Source organism: Bacillus licheniformis DSM 13 = ATCC 14580, from assembly GCF_000011645.1.
Classification (GTDB): domain Bacteria; phylum Bacillota; class Bacilli; order Bacillales; family Bacillaceae; genus Bacillus; species Bacillus licheniformis.
In genome coordinates this window covers 3736003-3753983 of sequence record NC_006270.3, presented here as the reverse complement: position 1 = coordinate 3753983, position 17981 = coordinate 3736003, and the positions used below count along the sequence as shown (strand labels likewise).

Below are 17981 nucleotides of genomic sequence, written 5' to 3'. Positions count from 1 at the left end.
AGGAGGGATAGAGATGAAAAAAGGACGCGTTAGCCAGGTATTAGGGCCGGTCGTAGATGTTCGTTTTGAAGACGGTCACTTGCCTGAAATATATAATGCGATTAAAGTTACACATAAAGCGCAGAACGAGAATGAAGTGGACATCGATCTTACCCTTGAAGTAGCGCTTCACTTGGGTGATGATTCAGTTCGTACAATTGCAATGGCTTCAACTGACGGTGTTACACGCGGAATGGAAGCCATCGACCTGGGAGAGCCGATCTCCGTTCCGGTCGGAAACGTAACACTCGGCCGCGTATTTAATGTACTCGGGGAAAATATCGATTTGGATGAGCCGCTTCCGGCTGATGCTGCCAAAGATCCGATTCACAGAGAAGCTCCAAAATTTGATCAGCTATCAACAGAGGTTGAAATCTTAGAGACGGGTATTAAAGTCGTCGACTTGCTCGCTCCATATATCAAAGGCGGAAAGATCGGTCTTTTCGGAGGAGCGGGAGTTGGAAAAACCGTTTTGATTCAGGAGCTGATCAACAACATCGCTCAAGAGCACGGCGGTATCTCTGTATTCGCAGGTGTCGGCGAGCGTACGCGTGAAGGAAACGACCTTTACTATGAAATGAAAGATTCCGGCGTTATCGGCAAAACGGCAATGGTCTTCGGTCAGATGAACGAGCCGCCTGGTGCGCGGATGCGCGTTGCCTTGACCGGACTTACAATGGCCGAGCATTTCCGTGATAAAGAAGGCCAGGACGTATTGTTCTTTATCGATAACATCTTCCGATTCACTCAAGCAGGATCTGAAGTATCTGCACTTCTTGGACGCATGCCGTCAGCGGTTGGTTATCAGCCGACGCTTGCGACCGAAATGGGTCAGCTTCAGGAACGGATCACATCAACAAATGTCGGATCTGTAACATCGATTCAGGCGATCTACGTTCCTGCCGATGACTATACTGACCCGGCGCCGGCTACGACGTTCGCTCACTTGGATGCGACGACGAACCTTGAGCGTAAGCTGTCGGAAATGGGGATTTATCCTGCGGTCGATCCGCTTGCATCCACTTCCCGTGCGCTTTCGCCTGAAATCGTCGGAGAAGAGCACTATGAAGTGGCGCGCAGCGTTCAGCAGATCCTGCAGCGCTACAAAGAGCTTCAGGATATCATCGCGATGCTCGGAATGGATGAGTTGTCAGACGAAGATAAGCTTGTCGTCAGCCGTGCGCGCCGCGTACAATTCTTCCTGTCGCAAAACTTCCACGTAGCTGAACAGTTTACAGGACAAAAAGGTTCTTACGTACCTGTCAAAGAAACGGTAAAAGGCTTCAAAGAAATCCTTGAAGGTAAGTATGATCACCTTCCTGAGGACGCTTTCCGCCTTGTCGGCCGAATCGAAGAAGTTGTCGAAAAAGCGAAAGAAATGGGTGTAGAAGTATAATCTGGTCCTAGGAGGGTAAAAGCATGAAGACCTTAAAAGTCAATATCGTTACTCCCGACGGCCCAGTATACGATGCGGATATAGAAATGGTAAGCGTTAGAGCAGAGAGCGGTGAGCTTGGTATTTTACCCGGCCATATTCCGACGGTTGCTCCGCTAAAAATTGCTGCAGTCCGTCTGAAAAAAGACGGTCAAACTGAGCTGGTTGCCGTCAGCGGGGGGATAGTGGAAGTCCGCCCTGACCATGTCACCATTCTGGCCCAGACGGCGGAAACATCTGAACAAATTGACAAAGAACGCGCCTTGGCCGCAAAACGGCGTGCCGAGGAACGTTTGCAAAAGCAAACTCCAGATGTTGACATTATTCGGGCAGAGCTTGCTTTAAAACGCGCGATTAACCGGTTGGATGTTGCGAGATAGAGATAAGGATCCTTCCCATATTTAAGGATGGGAAGGGTCTTTTATATTCAAGATCAAACAGAATTGAAAATGTTGAAAAATGTTCACAAATTGTTCGCCTTTTTAGTATGAATCTATCTATAATACAAAATAGTAAGCTATGTTCTCTTCCACCAAAAAGAGGACGTAAGACATTCAAGTAAGCTCCTAAAACACAAGCCCCTCAGGCAACAGAGGATCACTCCATCTATGGGAAAAAGTTCTATCATGAACGACTTAACATGCAACATCAAAACTGTTAAAATGACTTGAAATGACCAGCAACATTCCTTTATCCTACGGCAGAAGAGACGAGGCTGGCCGGAAGCACCAAACCGGCTGAACGTAAGGAGGCGTCATCAATAATGGAAGAGATCGGACAACAGGCTGCTGTCAGTATCATCGTTCATCTTTTTTTTATTGCATTGACTTGGTGGGCTCTTCTGGCGGTCAATATTGATCCGCTTATCAGGAAAGGAAAAGTCATTCAGGCGAGGGTGTTAATGATCATCATTACAATCGCCGTCGGCTCCACCGTCAGCAATTTTTTCTTGGACTATCTTTATTATTCCAGACAGCTTCAAAATTTATTTTCATGATTGAGTAAAAGAATTTATGGGAATGGACGAATATGGGTAACACCGCGTTCTGCAAAATCACCGGAGACCTTGTTTTTCCACGTATGCTTTTCCTGCGATCCGTCAACAATGGAGAGTAGGAGAGGATGATGCAGAATGAAGACAAAACAAACGGTTAATGCCCTTATTTTTATTGTGGTTTTATTTTTAATTGTTCATGTCTTTCAATCGCTTGAAGCAGCGGGCAATACGCCGCTTGAACAGCTGGCGGAAGGTTTGAGCCGCCATGATGTCGAGCTTGAAGAGTGGACCATGCATACAAAAAAACAGCTTACCCTAAGTGAAAAAGATTTTTTTGCAAAACTGAAACATTTCAAGAAACAGCATCGACAATATGAATGGACTTTAACGCGGGAAGACGACGATACAGTTAAAGCGACAGGTGTTTTTCAGGACAAAAAAAATCATATCAATTCCAAAATACATTTGGTATCCACCCACAAAAACCAGAGACTTGTTTCGTATTTATTGTATGAGCAAAAAGGCGCGGGACCACGGGAAAACTGGAATGCTACATATAAGCAGTTTGAACGGGATGCATTCGACATAATGCGAGAAAAGACCGCAATTTTTACTTGTCTAAAGGGCCATTTAAATGGTATGATGAATGTTGTTTTGCAAAAAAAAGCAAATGAGCTAGTACATGAATTTGATGCAAAGTCAGTTGAAGATTTAATTGAACCAAATTTCGTTTCTATTTCTGCTTACACTAACGAGTGGAAAGAATCCATCAAGACAGAAAAACACCGTATGAATTTGCAAGTCTCGCTTAGAAATGCGGGAATGGGCGAAAAACTTACCGTCACGGTTGGCACACCAATCGTCACGACTGAATATTAATATAGAGAAATTGGGACGCGGAGGGGAATACCTTGGAAAAAATCATCGTCCGCGGCGGTCGAAAGTTAAACGGCACAGTCAAAGTTGAAGGAGCAAAAAATGCCGTTTTACCAGTTATCGCTGCATCTTTATTAGCCAGTGAAGAAAAAAGCGTAATATGTGATGTGCCTACGCTCTCCGATGTATATACGATTAACGAAGTGTTACGTCATTTAGGCGCAAGTGTACATTTTGAAAATAATACAGTAACGGTTGATGCATCTCGCACTTTGTCTACGGAAGCTCCGTTCGAATATGTTCGTAAAATGCGCGCATCCGTATTGGTGATGGGTCCGCTTCTTGCTCGCACAGGCCATTCGAGAGTGGCTTTGCCTGGAGGATGTGCAATCGGTTCAAGACCGATCGATCAGCATCTGAAAGGCTTTGAAGCAATGGGGGCAAAAATTAAGGTCGGAAACGGCTTTATTGAAGCGACTGTAGAAGGCCGCCTTCAAGGAGCGAAAATTTACCTTGATTTCCCTAGTGTCGGAGCAACTGAAAACCTGATTATGGCTGCAGCTTTGGCTGAGGGCACGACAACTCTCGAAAATGCTGCTAAAGAGCCTGAAATCGTTGATCTGGCTAACTATATCAATGCAATGGGCGGTAAAATTCGGGGTGCCGGTACAGGCACCATTAAAATTGAAGGCGTTAAGGCGCTTCATGGGGCAAAACATACGATTATTCCTGACCGGATAGAGGCGGGAACGTTCATGGTTGCCGCGGCGATTACCGAAGGGAACGTACTGGTAAAGGGAGCGGTTCCTGAGCACTTAACATCTTTAATTGCGAAAATGGAAGAAATGGGCGTTCAAATCTTGGAAGAAGGAGACGGTCTTCGGATCATCGGTCCTTCTGAATTGAAGCCTATTGATTTAAAAACAATGCCACATCCAGGTTTCCCGACTGATATGCAGTCACAGATGATGGCTCTTTTGATGCGCGCAAATGGAACCAGCATGATCACAGAAACCGTCTTTGAGAACCGCTTCATGCACGCGGAAGAATTCCGCCGTATGAACGGAGATATTAAAATCGAAGGCCGTTCTGTCATCATTAATGGTCCTGTGCAGCTTCAAGGCGCTGAAGTTGCCGCAACGGATCTTCGCGCCGGCGCAGCTCTTATCCTTGCTGGCCTTGTTGCTGACGGTCATACACGCGTAACCGAATTAAAACATTTAGACCGTGGATATGTCAACTTCCACCAAAAACTTGCCGGTCTCGGCGCTGATATTGAGCGCGTTAACGATGAAGAAGCAGTTCATATTGAAAATAAAGAAGTTGTATCCGATTTAAATGCATAAATCAACTTGAAATCAGTATGTCATACGGCATACTGATTTTTGCGTTTCAAGTATTCTATATCAGTATGCCTCCCATATCTATCATTATGCACAAGAATTGCTTTTAAAATACGTAGCAGCAGTTGAAAAAGTACAGTCATATTAGCTTGTCCCCGCCCATAAAATGAAAGAGACAAAACAGAAATGGGGGCACTGATTTGAAACAGCTCATAATTGTACTAGCAGGAATCTGCACGCTGATTTTACTCATACCAACACTGCTTGTCCTCCCTTTTCACGGGGGACCGGGGGCAATTAAAACAGAGAAACACGCTCAGCAACACGAGGAAAAAAAGAAAGTCACCTTAAAAGAGTCTCCCGTTTCAATTCCGGTCTACAGAACGGCTGACCGGAAAGTTGAAGACATTCCGCTTGAAGAGTATGTCATCGGTGTCGTTGCCTCGGAAATGCCGGCAGATTTTGATATCGAAGCTTTAAAAGCACAAGCGCTGGCAGCCCGCACATACATTGTGAGGCAAATGGTGTCAGAGCAAGCTGTACAGTCGCCGAAAGGCTCGCTGGTCGATGATACGCAGATGTTCCAGGTGTATAAAAACAAAGAGGAGCTCCGCAGGCTGTGGAAGAAGGATTACGATTGGAAAATCAAAAAGGTGACCGAAGCTGTAGCCAGTACGCAAGGCAAAATTTTAACCTATGAGCATAAGCCTATTGATGCTTCGTTCTTCTCGACGAGCAACGGGTACACCGAGAATGCCGGAGCTTATTGGACAAGTGATATTCCGTACCTGCAAAGCGTGAAAAGCTCCTGGGACACAAAATCGCCGAAATTCCTGAACCATAAAACGTTTACTGTCGCTGAATTTGAACAAAAGCTCGGTGTCAAGCTGCCCGGTTCAAACAGCATCGGAGAGATCACCGAAAGAACGCCGGGAAAACGCGTAGCGACTGCCGTCATCAATGGAAAGAAGCTTGAGGGAAGAGATATTCGCGAAAAGCTCGGCCTCAAATCGGCAGACTTTGATTGGAAACGCGACGGGAATCAGATTACAGTCACGACAAGGGGATTTGGACATGGAGTGGGAATGAGCCAATACGGTGCGCATTATATGGCGAAAGACGGCAAGAAAGCAGAAGACATCGTCAAGTATTATTACAAAGGAACAGCCGTATCCAATGCAGATGAATTTTTAAATAAATACATGGCGAAAAAATAAAACAAAAGACGTCTGCCTCTTGGCGGCGTCTTTTTGAATATCATCGAAATTTGGCATTCCCATGAATTTGATGCACGCTAAATTATTATACAAATATTTCTAAAAACATGTGCCGGAGGGCTTGCTGAACAGCGTCAAAAGGCCGCAAACGCCGTATCAACAATAGGGGTCACAGGTTATAAAGTCTATTTTATATACTTGTTGTATGATGAATTGAATAACGAGGAAAAGGAGACATGCCCTATTTATTTCTCCCTGGTGTTCTTCTACGATAATAATGTGTTAACGACTTTATTTCAGAAAGGGGAAAGGGAGAAATGAAGAAGAAGATGACATTGGGCATTTTGACCGCTATGGTTCTCAGTCTTGGTTCGCCTGCTTTTGCAGCTGAGAAAAAACAGGAGGTAACAGTTGCCGAAGATGCGCCCAACGTTGCGATTATGCTTGATGCAAGCGGCAGCATGGCTAAAAAGATCGGCGGGGTCTCAAAATACGAGCTTGCCAAAAATGAAGCGTTCAGCTTTGGTTCCAAGCTTGAAAATGCAAACGTGCTCATGAGAGTTTTCGGTTCAGAGGGAAACAATAAAAATTCCGGAAAAGTGCAGTCCTGCAATGCAATCAGAGGGGTGTACGGCTTCCAAACGTATGACGAGCAAAGCTTCCGCAATTCCTTAAACGGCATCGGACCGACCGGATGGACACCGATCGCAAACGCGCTGCAAGATGCAAAAAACGCGCTTGACCAGCTGGACAACAACGGGAAAAACGTCGTCTATCTGCTGACAGACGGTGAGGAAACATGCGGAGGCAATCCGGTAAAAGTCGCAACAGAACTGCGCAAATCCAATGCGGTTGTCAACGTGATCGGCTTTGATTATGAAGGAGACTTCCACGGACAATTGACCAGTATCGCAGCAGCTGGCGGCGGTGAATATTTCCAGGCAAAAACTAAAAATGACATCAAAAGAATTTTTACTCAGGAAGCAATTGAGCTTTCTAAATAAACTGGAAAAAAGCTGTGGACATGTTTCCGCAGCTTTCCTTTTGTGATGAAAAGATTGTCAAAAGTCAAGAAAAATACTTTACAAATATTAAGTTATTGTGTCAGAGCGTTGAACCCTGCTGCGTCCTTTGGAGGGGTTATTTGTCGTAACGGTAGCTTTATTGGGATGAAATCGGCCTTTTAGCAGACTTTTTTGATAGGTCTTAAGTGAATGCGTCGATCGATTATCGTAAGGATTATGAAGAATTTGTGAATTTGAAAAGGAGATCCGGCCTATTTATTTCTATCAAGCCTTCTTTTACGATGTTGGTGGACTTGATCTCATGCGGAAGATCGGTCCGAAAAAACAAATGCGGAAAGGAAAGTGAGAAAGTTGAAAAAGAGGTTTGCTCTGTTGACAACGTTCACCATGCTTTTGTCATTGGCGCCGGCAGCAGCTTTTGCGGCTGAAAACGGAAATGCGGACAACAGCAAAAAAGATGTCAATGTTGCAGTTGTGCTTGACGCAAGCGGCAGCATGGCACAAAAGGTTGAAGGAGAAAGAAAATTTGATATTGCCAAAGAATCCGTAACCGATTTTGCCGACCTGCTTTCAAGCGATGCGAATGTCATGCTGAATGTTTTCGGACATAAAGGCAACAATAAAAACTCAGGAAAAGAAGTATCCTGCGGTACGACTGAAACCGTCTATGATCTGCAGCCGTTTTCTTTCAATTCATTCGAAAACGCTTTAAGCGGAATCAAGCCTACAGGCTGGTCTCCGATTGCAAAATCTCTTTATGATGTAAAAGATGATCTTGCCGATAAAGATGGGAAGAATTATGTCTACATCGTGACAGACGGTGAAGAAACATGCGGAGGGGATCCTGTTCAGGCAGCAAAAGATCTGCGCAAATCCAACATTAAAACGATCGTCAACATTGTTGGGCTGGATGTAAAAACCGTGAAAGAAAAAGCAAAGCTTAAAAAAGTAGCTGACGCCGGCGGCGGAAAATTGATTGAAGCCGACTCAGCTTCTGATTTTAAAAAGGTATGGAAAGAAGAAGGCGTAAAACTGTCTCAGTAACTCCATACGAGAACGGGACGGCAGCAGAGCCGTCCCGACTGTTAAGCTAATCGGTCGACATTTCGAGTTCTTCGATTCGTTTTTCTGCATAGCGCGGATCTTTTCTCGAATGGAAAATCTCCGCCTTTTCAATCATGACCGCCGTGTTGTATTCCGGAATACGGGCATGGTTTTCGTATACGCCTTTAGGGATCAGCACATTTCCTTCCGGCCAGTAGACTGCCGTGTTTCCGCGTTGTACGCCGGCATATTTTGCCCGCCCTTGGAAAGTTCCGTAGCGGTTGAATAGAACGATCGCTTCTCCATCTTGAATATAAAGCTCCTCGGCATCTTTTGGATTGATCATGACATCCCGGCGATCTGCAGCGTTGAAAGGATCTTTTTCACTATAAATCATCGAGTTGAACTGTTTTCCGCGCCTTGTCGTAACGAGAAAGCGTCCTTCCGTTTGTCTGTTTTCAGGAAGATCGACAGGGATCAGGTTGCCCCTGCCGTCTGCCGTCGGACAAACACCGCCTTCACAAAGCCAGGCGCCGCCCCATTGAAAGACATCTCCGCGTTTTTTTAAATGCTGAATCCCGTCATAATTCCGGTTGGCAGCAGCGATTTCTTCACGGATTTCCGCAGCGCCGTCAAAATGGATCAGTTCTTTGTCTTCGGGCCGGACCCGTTTGGCGAGATCTACATAAATTTCCCATTCTGAACGGGCTTCTCCGATGCGCGGTCCTTTAATTTCGGGGCTGAAGTATACCATCCGTTCCGTACTGGTCGAGGTTCCTCCGCCAGGCTGTTCATACCTTGTCATCGCAGGGAGAATGATGACTTCCTCTTTGGCATCGACCAGGGTAGAGGTATTGAAGATGATGTCCTGATGGACTCTCACTTCAACTTCCTGCAATGCTTTTTTGATAAAATCAGGGTTCGGCATCGTCTCCAAAAAGTTTCCTCCGCTTGTATAAAACACTTTTACTTTTCTTTCGCTTCCGCTCGGCAGCAGCATGTTTTCGATCGTCTGGCCGATCGTATCGCCTTGCCAAGTCGGTAAGCGGAAGCCCCAAACCTTCTCGATCCGTGCGGCATTTTCCTCGTCAAAATCACCGCCTGGGAGGACGAAAGGATCGGCACCCATTTCTCCAGAGCCCTGCACACCGCTGTGCCCTCTGATCGGCATAACGCCGCAATGCTTTCTGCCGATGAATCCTTGTAAAAGGGCGAGATTTGCCACCTGTGAAATGTTGTCGGTCGCAAAACGGTGCTGTGTAAGCCCCATGCTCCAAATGAAAACGCCGGTTTTCGCCCGGGCCAGCAAGACGGCGAATTCTTTCATTCTCTCTTTTGATATGCCGGATGACTCTTCAAGCGTCTTCCAATTTTGTTTTTCGATGTGCTGTTTAAGCTCAGTGAACCCGTTTGTGTGTGCATCGATAAAGGCGCGGTCAATGCTTGAACCTGGTGCCTCCCGCTCCATTTCAAACCAGTGCTTCATCACCCCGTTCATAAAGGCAATGTCGCCGCCGATATTGACTTGGTAAACATCATCGGTGATTTTGGTGCCGAAAAGGGCGCTCTCAGGTATCGATGGAATCCAGTATTTCTCCATCGATGGCTCCCGGTACGGATTGATCATAATGATTTTCGTTCCCGCTTTTTTGGCGGCATACATGTATTTTGTTGACACCGGCTGATTATTGGCAGCGACAGACCCCCAGAAGACGAGGACATCCGTTCCGATCCAGTCTCGGTAGCTGCAGCTTGAGGCGCCGATGCCAAGGGACCTTTTTAAAGCCGTTTTGCTTGGCGAGTGGCAGATCCGCGAGGCGTTGTCAATGTTGTTTGTGCCGATAAACCGCGCCGCTTTTGCGGCCGTATAGTACACCTCATTCGTTATGCCTCTGGCTGTTAAATAAAAGGCGAGCTGCCGTTTATCAATCGATTTGATTTTGTCCGCGATTCGGCTGAGCGCTTCATCCCACGAAATTCTCGAGAACGATCGTTCACCATTTTTTCTCGACAGCGGATAGGGGATGCGTCCAAGCTTTCTCAGCTCGGTGCTGTCCAGCTTTCGCAGCTGTTCGATGTCGGCGGACAGCCATTTGTCCTCGATCGCAGGCATTGTATTTAAGCGCAGGACGTTCAGCCGCGTCGTGCATAAATGAGGGCCTGTGAGCGTCTGATCGCGGAGTCCGGACACACCGAGCGCACAGCCGTCGCACACGCCTTGCGTCAAAATTCTGTAGGCGTACGGAAGGTTGTCTTTATTGTCCCACGCTGTTTTCATCGTATCTCTGATATGCTTCGGCTTTACCTTTCCGAGTCCCATCGGCGCCCAAGACGCCCACAGTTTTGGCGCGGGCTTTTTATTCAGCTTCATCGGACCTTGATGCTTTGTTTTTCCCATTCCCTTCTCTCCTTTCCAGCGGATACTGCAGATCATCCTTTTAGCGAGTTTGAGACATGAACCGCCGCTTTTTTCCGCAACTGTTTAATGTCCGTTCTAATGAATATCGAAATGAACAGGGCGATGGCGAACAGTGCCGCAAACACCGTCAGGCTTTGGCTGTAGCTCCCTGTTGCATCGCGTACCCAAGAAGAGAACATCGGGCCTGCAAGCCCTGCCGCCGCCCAAGCCGTTAAAATGTATCCGTGGATCGCACCGAGCTGCTTTGTTCCGAACAAATCCCCGATATAAGCCGGAATTGCGGCAAACCCTCCGCCATAGCACGTATAGATCAATGCCATCAAAACAGAGAAGGCGGCCTTGTCGGAAATGAACGGCAAAAGCGGGAAGGCGATCAGCTGTATGGCGAAAAAGACGGTATACGTATTCGGCCGTCCGATGTAATCAGATACAGAGGCCCAGCCGATGCGCCCTAAACCGTTAAATGCGCCCAAAACGCCGACGAGCGCGGCGGCCGCGGCGGCGGACATGCCCGCACTTTCCTGCGCCAGCGGTGAAGCGATTGATATGATGGCGATTCCGCACGTAACATTAATAAAAAGCATCAGCCATAAATAATAAAAGCGTTTCGTTTTAATCGCTTCATTTGCCGTCAGCTGGGAAATATCAGCGCTTTGTGCTCTTCCGCTTTTTCCGGTTGAAAATCCTTCAGGCTGCCAGCCTTCTTCAGGCGGGGCGAGGTAAAGCGAAGAGAGCATCATCACAAGAAAGTAGCAGATGCCGAGAATAAAAAAGGTGTTGGCTATACCGACCGCTGAGATCAGCTTTTGCATGATCGGGCTGCTGATCAAAGCCGCAAATCCGAAGCCCATAATGGCAAGCCCTGTGGCCAAGCCGCGGCGGTCAGGAAACCATTTAACAAGCGAAGATACGGGTGTAATATAGCCGACGCCGAGTCCGATCCCTCCGAAGACTCCATAAAACAAATAAAGCAGGGGAAGGGAGCCGATCTGAACGGCGAAGCCGGAAAACGTCACGCCAGCTCCGAAGAAAAGTGCGGCGAGCATGCCTGCTTTTTTGGGGCCGTGTTTTTCGACGAAGTGTCCCAAAAATGCGGCTGAAAGCCCGAGAAATAAAATAGCGATGCTGAACGTCAGACTGATCTGGCTGAGGCTCCAGCCGAAGGTTTCAGCGAGCGGGTTTGTAAAGACGCTCCATGCGTATACCGACCCGATTGACAAATGAATGCCTACAGCACATAAAGCAATGAGCCACCTGTTTTTCGCTTTTTTCATGTGAGAACCCCCTGTGGAAAAAGGCTGTAATAAAGACAGAAGGCTGCCGGGGAGCGATTGTTTGAAAGCGGTTTCCGAAGTTGCTGCGAAGAAGGGCAGTCTGTTTGAAAAGTGAATATTTTTTGAACTTTTAAAAAATAATATCATGTTTTCAAGCTATCAACAAGATGAAGCTTCCAAATTTGACCTGACGGTTGTGAAACGGCATGATAGACGAGTATAGTAATAGATATAGTAAGAAACAAAGGGGCGGAGTTATTCATGGGGAAAAACATCACAACAAGCCGAAAAATTTTCCGTTATGATAATGGAGAGCTGGTGCAGCAAGAAGATCAGATGGCGACGGAATTCCCCCTGACTGTCATGGTGAACGGCGAGGAATTTGTCACGCTTGTTTGCTCGCCGGACAGCCTGGAAGAACTGGTGATCGGATTTCTCGCATCTGAAGGGGTGATCCGATTTAAAAATGAGATTAAAAGGTTTACAATAGATGAAAGCCTCGGGTTCGCATATGTCGACCTTGTCAGCACAAAAAAGCTGCAGCTGAAGGATTACACAAAGCGGGTGATCGGCTCCTGCTGCGGAAAAGGGAGGCATTTTTATTTCCAGCAGGACGTCAAAACCGCAAAAACAGCGATTGACGGCGTGACCATTACGCCAGAGAACTGTTTGAAGCTGATGCGCGACATGCAGAAAAGCAGCAAGCTTTTTCACCATACGGGGGGCGTTCATAATGCCGCTTTGTGCAGCACAGACAAGCTGATTGCAGTCAGATCTGATATCGGAAGGCATAATGCGCTTGATAAATTGTACGGATATTGTTTGCTTCATCAGGTTCCTGTGCGCGATAAGCTGATCGTATTCAGCGGCAGAATTTCTTCGGAAGTGCTGCTTAAAGCCGCGAAAATCGGGGTTTCCGCGGTCATTTCCAAGTCGGCGCCGACCGAGCTGGCCATTCAGATGGCAGAGGAGCTGAATATCATGACGATTGGTTTTGCGAGAAACCGGTCATTCAATGTATACACGCATCACGAGCGAATTCAGTTTTCATAAAAGGAGGCAACAGGCGTGAACACCAACAGTGAACAAGTTTTGGATCAGAAAAGCCGGCCGCTTCGGGATTTAAGAATTTCTGTCACCGACCGCTGCAACTTAAGATGTACGTATTGCATGCCTGCAGAAATCTTTGGGCAGGATTATCCGTTTTTGCCAAAAGGCGAACTGTTGTCCTTTGAAGAGCTTGAACGATTGGCCAAGCTGTTTGTTCATCAGTTCGGGGTAGAAAAAATCCGTCTCACCGGCGGAGAGCCGCTGATGAGAAAAGATATGCCGGAATTAGTCGGGAAGCTTGCAGGGATCAAAGGGATTCGCGATATTGCGATGACAACGAACGGCGTTTTGCTGCCGGTTTACGCTGACAAGCTGAAAAAAGCGGGGCTGAAACGTGTAACGGTCAGCCTGGATTCCCTGGATGATGAGCGTTTCAAATCGATCAACGGAAGAGGCGTTTCCGTCAGCAAGGTGCTGGCCGGAATTGAAGCGGCGAAAAAGGCCGGACTCGGCGTCAAGATCAACATGGTCGTCCAGAAAGGGGTCAATGAGAAGGATATTTTGCCGATGGCCCGCTATTTCAAAGAAAAAGGCCATATTTTGCGGTTTATTGAGTTTATGGATGTCGGGAACACAAATGAATGGAACCGTCAGTCAGTGGTGGCCAAAGCGGATATCATCCGGATCATCAATGAAGATATGCCGATTGAACCGATCGACCCGAACTACGAAGGAGAAGTCGCAAAACGATACCGATACCTGGACGGCTCAGGAGAAATCGGTTTTATCTCTTCTGTATCCGATGCTTTTTGCACCACATGCAACAGAGCAAGACTATCGGCGAAAGGCGAGCTTTTCACATGTCTTTTCGCATCAAGCGGGTTTGATTTAAGAACCTTGATCAGAAGCGGGCAGACCGATCAGGAGCTGGCGGAGGCGATCGGCACCGTCTGGCGGAATCGCGATGACCAATATTCTCTCGACCGCGCTCTTGCAAAAGCGGTTCCGCGGAAAAAGGTTGAAATGTCCTATATTGGAGGATAATTGACTGCTCCTGAGAAGGCCGTCCATAGAGTAGATGGGCGGTTTTTTTCATGCTGAGGTCTGCTTGTTTTGCATATTGACAGGTTTGATACGGGGGAAAAGCGGAAATTTTCTTAAAAAACATTGCCTGAAACAGAAAGGATGATTGAATGTTCGGACTGCAGGATATTGTCAAATTCCTCTGGTCGTTCTTGATCGTTTTTCCTGCCGTGTCGGTGCTTCATGTCTTGGGCCACAGCGCCATGGCGGTGTTGTTCGGCGGGAAATCTTCGCTTGAAATCGGGATGGGCAAAAAATTGCTGAAAATCGGCCCTGTTCAAATCAGAAGTGTCTACTTCATGGATTCCTTCTGCAAATACGGGGATTTAAAATACGATAACCGTTTCACGAATGCGATGATTTATGCTGGCGGATCGCTGTTTAACTTAATGTCTATATTTATTATCAATCTGCTGATTATCAAAGACATCATACCCGAAAATATTTTTTTCTACCAATTTGTTTATTTTTCAACCTATTATGTATTTTTTGCTTTGATTCCCGTGAGGTATTCCGAAAATCATCTTTCTGATGGAATGGCAATTTATAAAGTGCTGAGGTATGGAGAGAAGTACGATATTAATAACTGAGCAGCCGGCTGCGGGCACATCCCGGAGCCGGCGTTTTTCAGAATGAATGATGTCTTCAGGCAGTTTCTTTAGCTTTCGAACGGCTTCGACGAATGTCTCTAAAGGATCACAGCCGCTAAAATATTGAAATGCTTCCCGATCCCCGTTGTTCATCACGACGAGATGATCGCCTCTTGTTACCAGCCCTTTTTCGCGGCGAAACGAGGTGACGGCATCATAGCGGATGTCAAGATGAAAAGGGGAGCCAAACAGGGAGGAATAAAACATGAACCGCCTGTCAGTGGCGGCAAGCACGCCTCTGTACGGAGTGTAACGTGCAGACAGTCTCGCGTTATAAGCGCAAAGAATAATAGATCTGATCTCTTCATTCGGCTCAAGCCGGCTATCCAAAGCTGCTTTTCCTTCTGTTATCTCCTTCATTGAAAAACACTCCTTTCATCAGTAGATACGAAAGAGACTGTGAAAAAGTTCCGAAGTGAGACGTGAGGGTTTGAAAAAATTTTTATTTATTCTTGCGATCATTAAGGATATGATAAGAGTTGACAAAAACGTGACCTGTAACTATAATAATTACATCGGTGGTGAAAACATATGGTGAACACCCGTCTTTCAGTGGCCATTCATATATTGTCTTTAATCGCCGCAAACCCGCGGGAATCTTCGGAAATGATCGCCGGGAGCGTTAATACGAACCCGGTTGTAATCAGGCGCATGATCAGCCAGCTCAAAAAAGCCGGTATTCTGACGTCGCGGCCGGGAGTGGCCGGGGCAAGCCTGAAAAGAGATCCCGAAGATATATCTCTGCTTGATATTTACCGCGCGGTTCAGCCGCATGAGGAATTATTTGCGATTCATGACAAGCCGAATCCAAACTGTCCGGTTGGAAGACAAATTCAAACAACGCTTGATCAAACGTTTCACAGCGTTCAGCAGGCGATGGAGAACGAATTGGCCAGCAAGTCTCTTAAAGACGTCTTAACTCATCTCTTTTAAACAAGAGATGATGTTTCATCATCAACATGTAACAAATCTTGTTACAAATAATCAAATTATTGGAGGAAGCGATTATGAAAATCGGTATTATCGGTGCAAGCGGTAAAGCGGGCAGCATGATTTTAAAAGAAGCATCAGAAAGAGGACACGAAGTGACGGCAATTGTCAGAAGTGCGTCAAAAATGGCGAACAGCGATGCAGCTGTCATTGAAAAAGACATTTTCAACCTGACAGCGGCAGACATCAAAGGACTGGATGTTGTCGTCAATGCATTCGGCGCGGCCCCAGGGCAGGAGCATCTCCATGTTGAAGCTGGAAGAAAGCTGATTGAACTGTTTAAGCAGGTTCCTGAAACAAGATTAATCGTCGTAGGCGGTGCAGGCAGCCTTTATGTCGATGAGGAAAAAACAACCCAGCTGTACGATACGCCTGAGTTTCCTAAAGAATACTTGCCGACGGCTAAAAATCAGGGGCAGAACCTTCAGGATTTGAAAGAAGCAGATGGACTGAAATGGACGTTCATCAGCCCGGCGGCATTTTTTAATCCGGAAGGAAAGCGAACAGGTTCTTATCAAAAAGGTCAGGAAAACTTAATCGTAAACACCGCCGGAGAAAGCTACATCAGCTATGCAGACTACGCCATTGCAGTGGTGGACGAGGCTGAAAAAGGCGAGCATGTCAATGAGCGTTTCACTGTTGTCGGAGAAGCTCAATAATAAAAGCCTGTCTCGGAAATTGTGGAGAGACCCAAATAAATGAGACAAGGAAAAAACACCCCCTGAATCGTATTAATACAATATGATTCTTAGGAGGGTGTTTTTCTATGGGCACAAGAGTACATTACGCAGAAGAAGTAAAATGGGAAGTAATTAAAATGAAACAAGCTGGAATGACAAACAAAGAAATAATGGAACAACTGGGGATAAAAAATAAGACTCAAATTAAAACATGGATGCGATGGTACAAAACAGGCCAAACCTATCGATTTTCGCAACAAGTTGGAAAACAATATTCCTACGGTAAAGAATCGGAGGAAATGAGTGAGCTAGAAGAATTAAAACTAAAGAATAAACAGCTAGAGGCTCAATTGGCAATTATAAAAAAGTACCAGGAGATCGAAAGGAGTTGGAGCCACGAGTCATTGTCCAAGTTGTAGAAGAACTCTCAGCCACTTTTAAAATAATTGATATTCTTGGAGTATTAGGCATACCTAAGTCAACATATTACCGTTGGAAAAAGAAGTATAAAAAAGTTGAGCTAACTTCATTAGAAGAGCTAGTAATCAAGCTGTGTAAGAAAAACTTCTATCACTATGGTCATCGTAAAATTAAATCCATCTTAAACAGAAAGTATGGGATAAATGTAAACCGCAAAACTGTACAAAAAATTATGCAAAAGTTTGAGATTCAGTGTCAAGTTAAGAAGAAGCGACAAAAGTACATTTGTGGTGAGAGTAATATTATTGTGCCGAACACTCTCAATCGTAATTTTAAAGCAAGCCGATTAAATGAAAAATGGGTAACCGACATTACCTACTTACCTTATGGCTCGACTATGTTATATTTATCAACGATTATGGACTTATATAACAACGAAATAGTGGCTTACAAAATAGGTACGAGCCAAGATATTAACCTAGTATTAGACACATTGAGGGAAGCTGTAGAATTACGTAAACCAGTAGGGTTACTTCTTCATAGCGACCAGGGATCTGTCTATACTTCACATGCATATCAGAATTTGGCCAAAGAAAAAGGCATTACCACAAGCATGTCTCGAAAAGGAAACTGCCATGATAATGCCGTCATTGAATCCTTTCACTCCTCGCTAAAGTCGGAAGGATTTAACGCTCAAAGTAGAGCATCTATATCCAATTCTAAAGTAGTACAAATTGTAAATCAATACATGTATCGATATAATCATGTACGAATTCAGGCAAAATTAAACTACCTGTCCCCACTGGAATACAGGGGACAGGCAGCATAGGTGTTTTTTCTAAGTCTCATTTTAACGGGTCAGTTCAATTGATCCGAGACAGGCTTTTGATCATCATTCGTAATAATAAGGATCATACCCGCTGTAAGAATCGGCTAGAACACCTAAAAAGATCAGGAAGAAAAAAACGATTATGCATAAAATGAAGATCACAATATTCGATAGTAAGTAGAAAAATTGCCATTTCATAAACTTCACATAGTTATCAAGCAAGGCTTCATGCGGTTCTTGCGGCATGTCATGACTCATTTTCTGAGCGGCGTTTGCCGATTTAAGAAGATAGATTCCTGAAAAAATCATCAGCACACCTGGAGCGGCTCCGATGATAAGCAAAGAAATTCCGAAAAAGGCATAGATGCCTCCGGCGATAATCATAAAAACTCCGGTTATTTTTCCCCATTTTGCAATCGCATCAAGCGATTTTTTCATGCTGTCTGTCATTTCCAAAATAAGAAGTCACGCCTTCCCTGTAAATATAGTAATTTCTCTATAGTTATACACTAGGTAAAAGGATATTGAAATGATAAGTATTGATTTTTTATTATATTTTAAAGTGCGGATTGGGCAGATGGTCTCTTTGGATACATTATTCCACAATAAA

18 protein-coding genes are annotated in these 17981 nt (G+C 45.5%); 14 read left to right on the top strand and 4 right to left on the bottom strand.

Features of this window, described 5'->3' with window-relative positions; genetic code table 11:
- Positions 1–13: 13 nt before the first annotated feature.
- The 8 genes from atpD (at position 14) to TRNA_RS40760 (ending at position 7976) form a co-directional block, all read left to right on the top strand.
- Complete coding sequence (gene atpD / locus TRNA_RS40795) at positions 14–1435, top strand: F0F1 ATP synthase subunit beta (protein ID WP_003186006.1); 1422 nt, start codon at positions 14–16, stop codon at positions 1433–1435.
- A gap of 23 nt (positions 1436–1458) precedes the next feature.
- The gene (locus tag TRNA_RS40790) at positions 1459–1854 is read left to right on the top strand and encodes a F0F1 ATP synthase subunit epsilon (RefSeq protein WP_003186004.1); all 396 of its coding nucleotides are present in this window, start codon (positions 1459–1461) and stop codon (positions 1852–1854) included.
- A 383-nt stretch (positions 1855–2237) separates the two neighbouring features.
- Positions 2238–2471 carry a DUF1146 family protein gene (locus TRNA_RS40785; RefSeq protein WP_003186001.1) on the top strand — a complete coding sequence of 78 codons (234 nt, stop codon included), beginning with the start codon at positions 2238–2240 and terminating at the stop codon, positions 2469–2471.
- A gap of 135 nt (positions 2472–2606) precedes the next feature.
- Positions 2607–3350 carry a YwmB family TATA-box binding protein gene (locus tag TRNA_RS40780; RefSeq protein ID WP_003185999.1) on the top strand — a complete coding sequence of 248 codons (744 nt, stop codon included), beginning with the start codon at positions 2607–2609 and terminating at the stop codon, positions 3348–3350.
- Between the two features lie 32 nt (positions 3351–3382).
- Positions 3383–4693: a UDP-N-acetylglucosamine 1-carboxyvinyltransferase gene (gene murA / locus TRNA_RS40775; protein ID WP_003185997.1), complete on the top strand. Its 1311-nt coding sequence runs from the start codon at positions 3383–3385 to the stop codon at positions 4691–4693.
- A gap of 197 nt (positions 4694–4890) precedes the next feature.
- Positions 4891–5907, top strand: coding sequence for a stage II sporulation protein D (gene spoIID / locus TRNA_RS40770; RefSeq protein WP_003185995.1), 1017 nt, complete (start codon positions 4891–4893; stop codon positions 5905–5907).
- Positions 5908–6224: 317 nt separating this feature from the next.
- Positions 6225–6911, top strand: coding sequence for a VWA domain-containing protein (locus TRNA_RS40765; RefSeq protein ID WP_003185993.1), 687 nt, complete (start codon positions 6225–6227; stop codon positions 6909–6911).
- Positions 6912–7283: 372 nt separating this feature from the next.
- Entirely contained in the window at positions 7284–7976 is a 693-nt protein-coding gene (locus TRNA_RS40760; protein ID WP_011198388.1) for a VWA domain-containing protein, read from the top strand.
- Between the two features lie 46 nt (positions 7977–8022).
- Here the strand turns inward: TRNA_RS40760 and TRNA_RS40755 are convergent, their stop codons facing one another.
- Positions 8023–10374: an FdhF/YdeP family oxidoreductase gene (locus tag TRNA_RS40755; protein WP_009329743.1), complete on the bottom strand. Its 2352-nt coding sequence runs from the start codon at positions 10372–10374 to the stop codon at positions 8023–8025.
- A gap of 32 nt (positions 10375–10406) precedes the next feature.
- On the bottom strand, positions 10407–11669 hold the full coding sequence (locus TRNA_RS40750; protein ID WP_003185985.1) for an L-lactate MFS transporter: 1263 nt from the start codon (positions 11667–11669) through the stop codon (positions 10407–10409).
- A 261-nt stretch (positions 11670–11930) separates the two neighbouring features.
- On the opposite strand from TRNA_RS40750, the gene fdhD reads away from it, so the two are divergent.
- The 3 genes from fdhD (at position 11931) to TRNA_RS40735 (ending at position 14392) form a co-directional block, all read left to right on the top strand.
- Positions 11931–12722, top strand: a complete 792-nt coding sequence (gene fdhD, locus TRNA_RS40745; RefSeq protein WP_003185983.1) for a formate dehydrogenase accessory sulfurtransferase FdhD — start codon at positions 11931–11933, stop codon at positions 12720–12722.
- Between the two features lie 15 nt (positions 12723–12737).
- The gene (gene moaA / locus TRNA_RS40740) at positions 12738–13763 is read left to right on the top strand and encodes a GTP 3',8-cyclase MoaA (RefSeq protein WP_003185982.1); all 1026 of its coding nucleotides are present in this window, start codon (positions 12738–12740) and stop codon (positions 13761–13763) included.
- Positions 13764–13912: 149 nt separating this feature from the next.
- Positions 13913–14392, top strand: a complete 480-nt coding sequence (locus tag TRNA_RS40735) for a hypothetical protein (protein ID WP_003185980.1) — start codon at positions 13913–13915, stop codon at positions 14390–14392.
- On the opposite strand, the gene TRNA_RS43745 is transcribed toward TRNA_RS40735, so the two are convergent.
- Positions 14273–14812, bottom strand: coding sequence for a GRAM domain-containing protein (locus TRNA_RS43745; RefSeq protein WP_003185978.1), 540 nt, complete (start codon positions 14810–14812; stop codon positions 14273–14275). The genes TRNA_RS40735 and TRNA_RS43745 overlap by 120 nt on opposite strands.
- Before the next feature lie 171 nt (positions 14813–14983).
- Between TRNA_RS43745 and TRNA_RS40730 the strand changes: the two genes are divergently transcribed.
- The 3 genes from TRNA_RS40730 to TRNA_RS40715 all read left to right on the top strand — a co-directional run bounded on the left by TRNA_RS40730 (position 14984) and on the right by TRNA_RS40715 (position 17371).
- Entirely contained in the window at positions 14984–15385 is a 402-nt protein-coding gene (locus tag TRNA_RS40730; protein ID WP_003185976.1) for an Rrf2 family transcriptional regulator, read from the top strand.
- A 74-nt stretch (positions 15386–15459) separates the two neighbouring features.
- Positions 15460–16101 (top strand): NAD(P)-dependent oxidoreductase, encoded by a 642-nt coding sequence (locus tag TRNA_RS40725; RefSeq protein ID WP_003185975.1) that lies wholly within the window; start codon positions 15460–15462, stop codon positions 16099–16101.
- A gap of 107 nt (positions 16102–16208) precedes the next feature.
- Positions 16209–17371 (top strand): IS3 family transposase gene (locus TRNA_RS40715; RefSeq protein ID WP_085959889.1). Its coding sequence is split into 2 segments (ribosomal slippage): positions 16209–16485 and positions 16485–17371, totalling 1164 coding nucleotides; the frame shifts between segments, so codons are not numbered across the junction.
- A gap of 63 nt (positions 17372–17434) precedes the next feature.
- Here TRNA_RS40715 and TRNA_RS40710 read toward each other — a convergent pair.
- Complete coding sequence (locus TRNA_RS40710; protein WP_031314738.1) at positions 17435–17821, bottom strand: DUF5362 family protein; 387 nt, start codon at positions 17819–17821, stop codon at positions 17435–17437.
- Positions 17822–17981: the final 160 nt, after the last annotated feature.

Bases quoted from the DNA above. Each gene is read 5' to 3' on its own strand.
- TRNA_RS40780 (WP_003185999.1), top strand. From the start codon at position 2,607: ATGAAGACAAAACAAACGGTTAATGCCCTTATTTTTATTGTGGTTTTA.
- TRNA_RS40765 (WP_003185993.1), top strand. From the start codon at position 6,225: ATGAAGAAGAAGATGACATTGGGCATTTTGACCGCTATGGTTCTCAGT.
- TRNA_RS40730 (WP_003185976.1), top strand. From the start codon at position 14,984: ATGGTGAACACCCGTCTTTCAGTGGCCATTCATATATTGTCTTTAATC.
- TRNA_RS40710 (WP_031314738.1), bottom strand. From the start codon at position 17,821: ATGACAGACAGCATGAAAAAATCGCTTGATGCGATTGCAAAATGGGGA.
- TRNA_RS40750 (WP_003185985.1), bottom strand. From the start codon at position 11,669: ATGAAAAAAGCGAAAAACAGGTGGCTCATTGCTTTATGTGCTGTAGGC.
- TRNA_RS40755 (WP_009329743.1), bottom strand. From the start codon at position 10,374: ATGGGAAAAACAAAGCATCAAGGTCCGATGAAGCTGAATAAAAAGCCC.
- fdhD (WP_003185983.1), top strand. From the start codon at position 11,931: ATGGGGAAAAACATCACAACAAGCCGAAAAATTTTCCGTTATGATAAT.
- TRNA_RS40725 (WP_003185975.1), top strand. From the start codon at position 15,460: ATGAAAATCGGTATTATCGGTGCAAGCGGTAAAGCGGGCAGCATGATT.
- atpD (WP_003186006.1), top strand. From the start codon at position 14: ATGAAAAAAGGACGCGTTAGCCAGGTATTAGGGCCGGTCGTAGATGTT.
- TRNA_RS40735 (WP_003185980.1), top strand. From the start codon at position 13,913: ATGTTCGGACTGCAGGATATTGTCAAATTCCTCTGGTCGTTCTTGATC.
- TRNA_RS40790 (WP_003186004.1), top strand. From the start codon at position 1,459: ATGAAGACCTTAAAAGTCAATATCGTTACTCCCGACGGCCCAGTATAC.
- TRNA_RS40785 (WP_003186001.1), top strand. From the start codon at position 2,238: ATGGAAGAGATCGGACAACAGGCTGCTGTCAGTATCATCGTTCATCTT.
- TRNA_RS43745 (WP_003185978.1), bottom strand. From the start codon at position 14,812: ATGAAGGAGATAACAGAAGGAAAAGCAGCTTTGGATAGCCGGCTTGAG.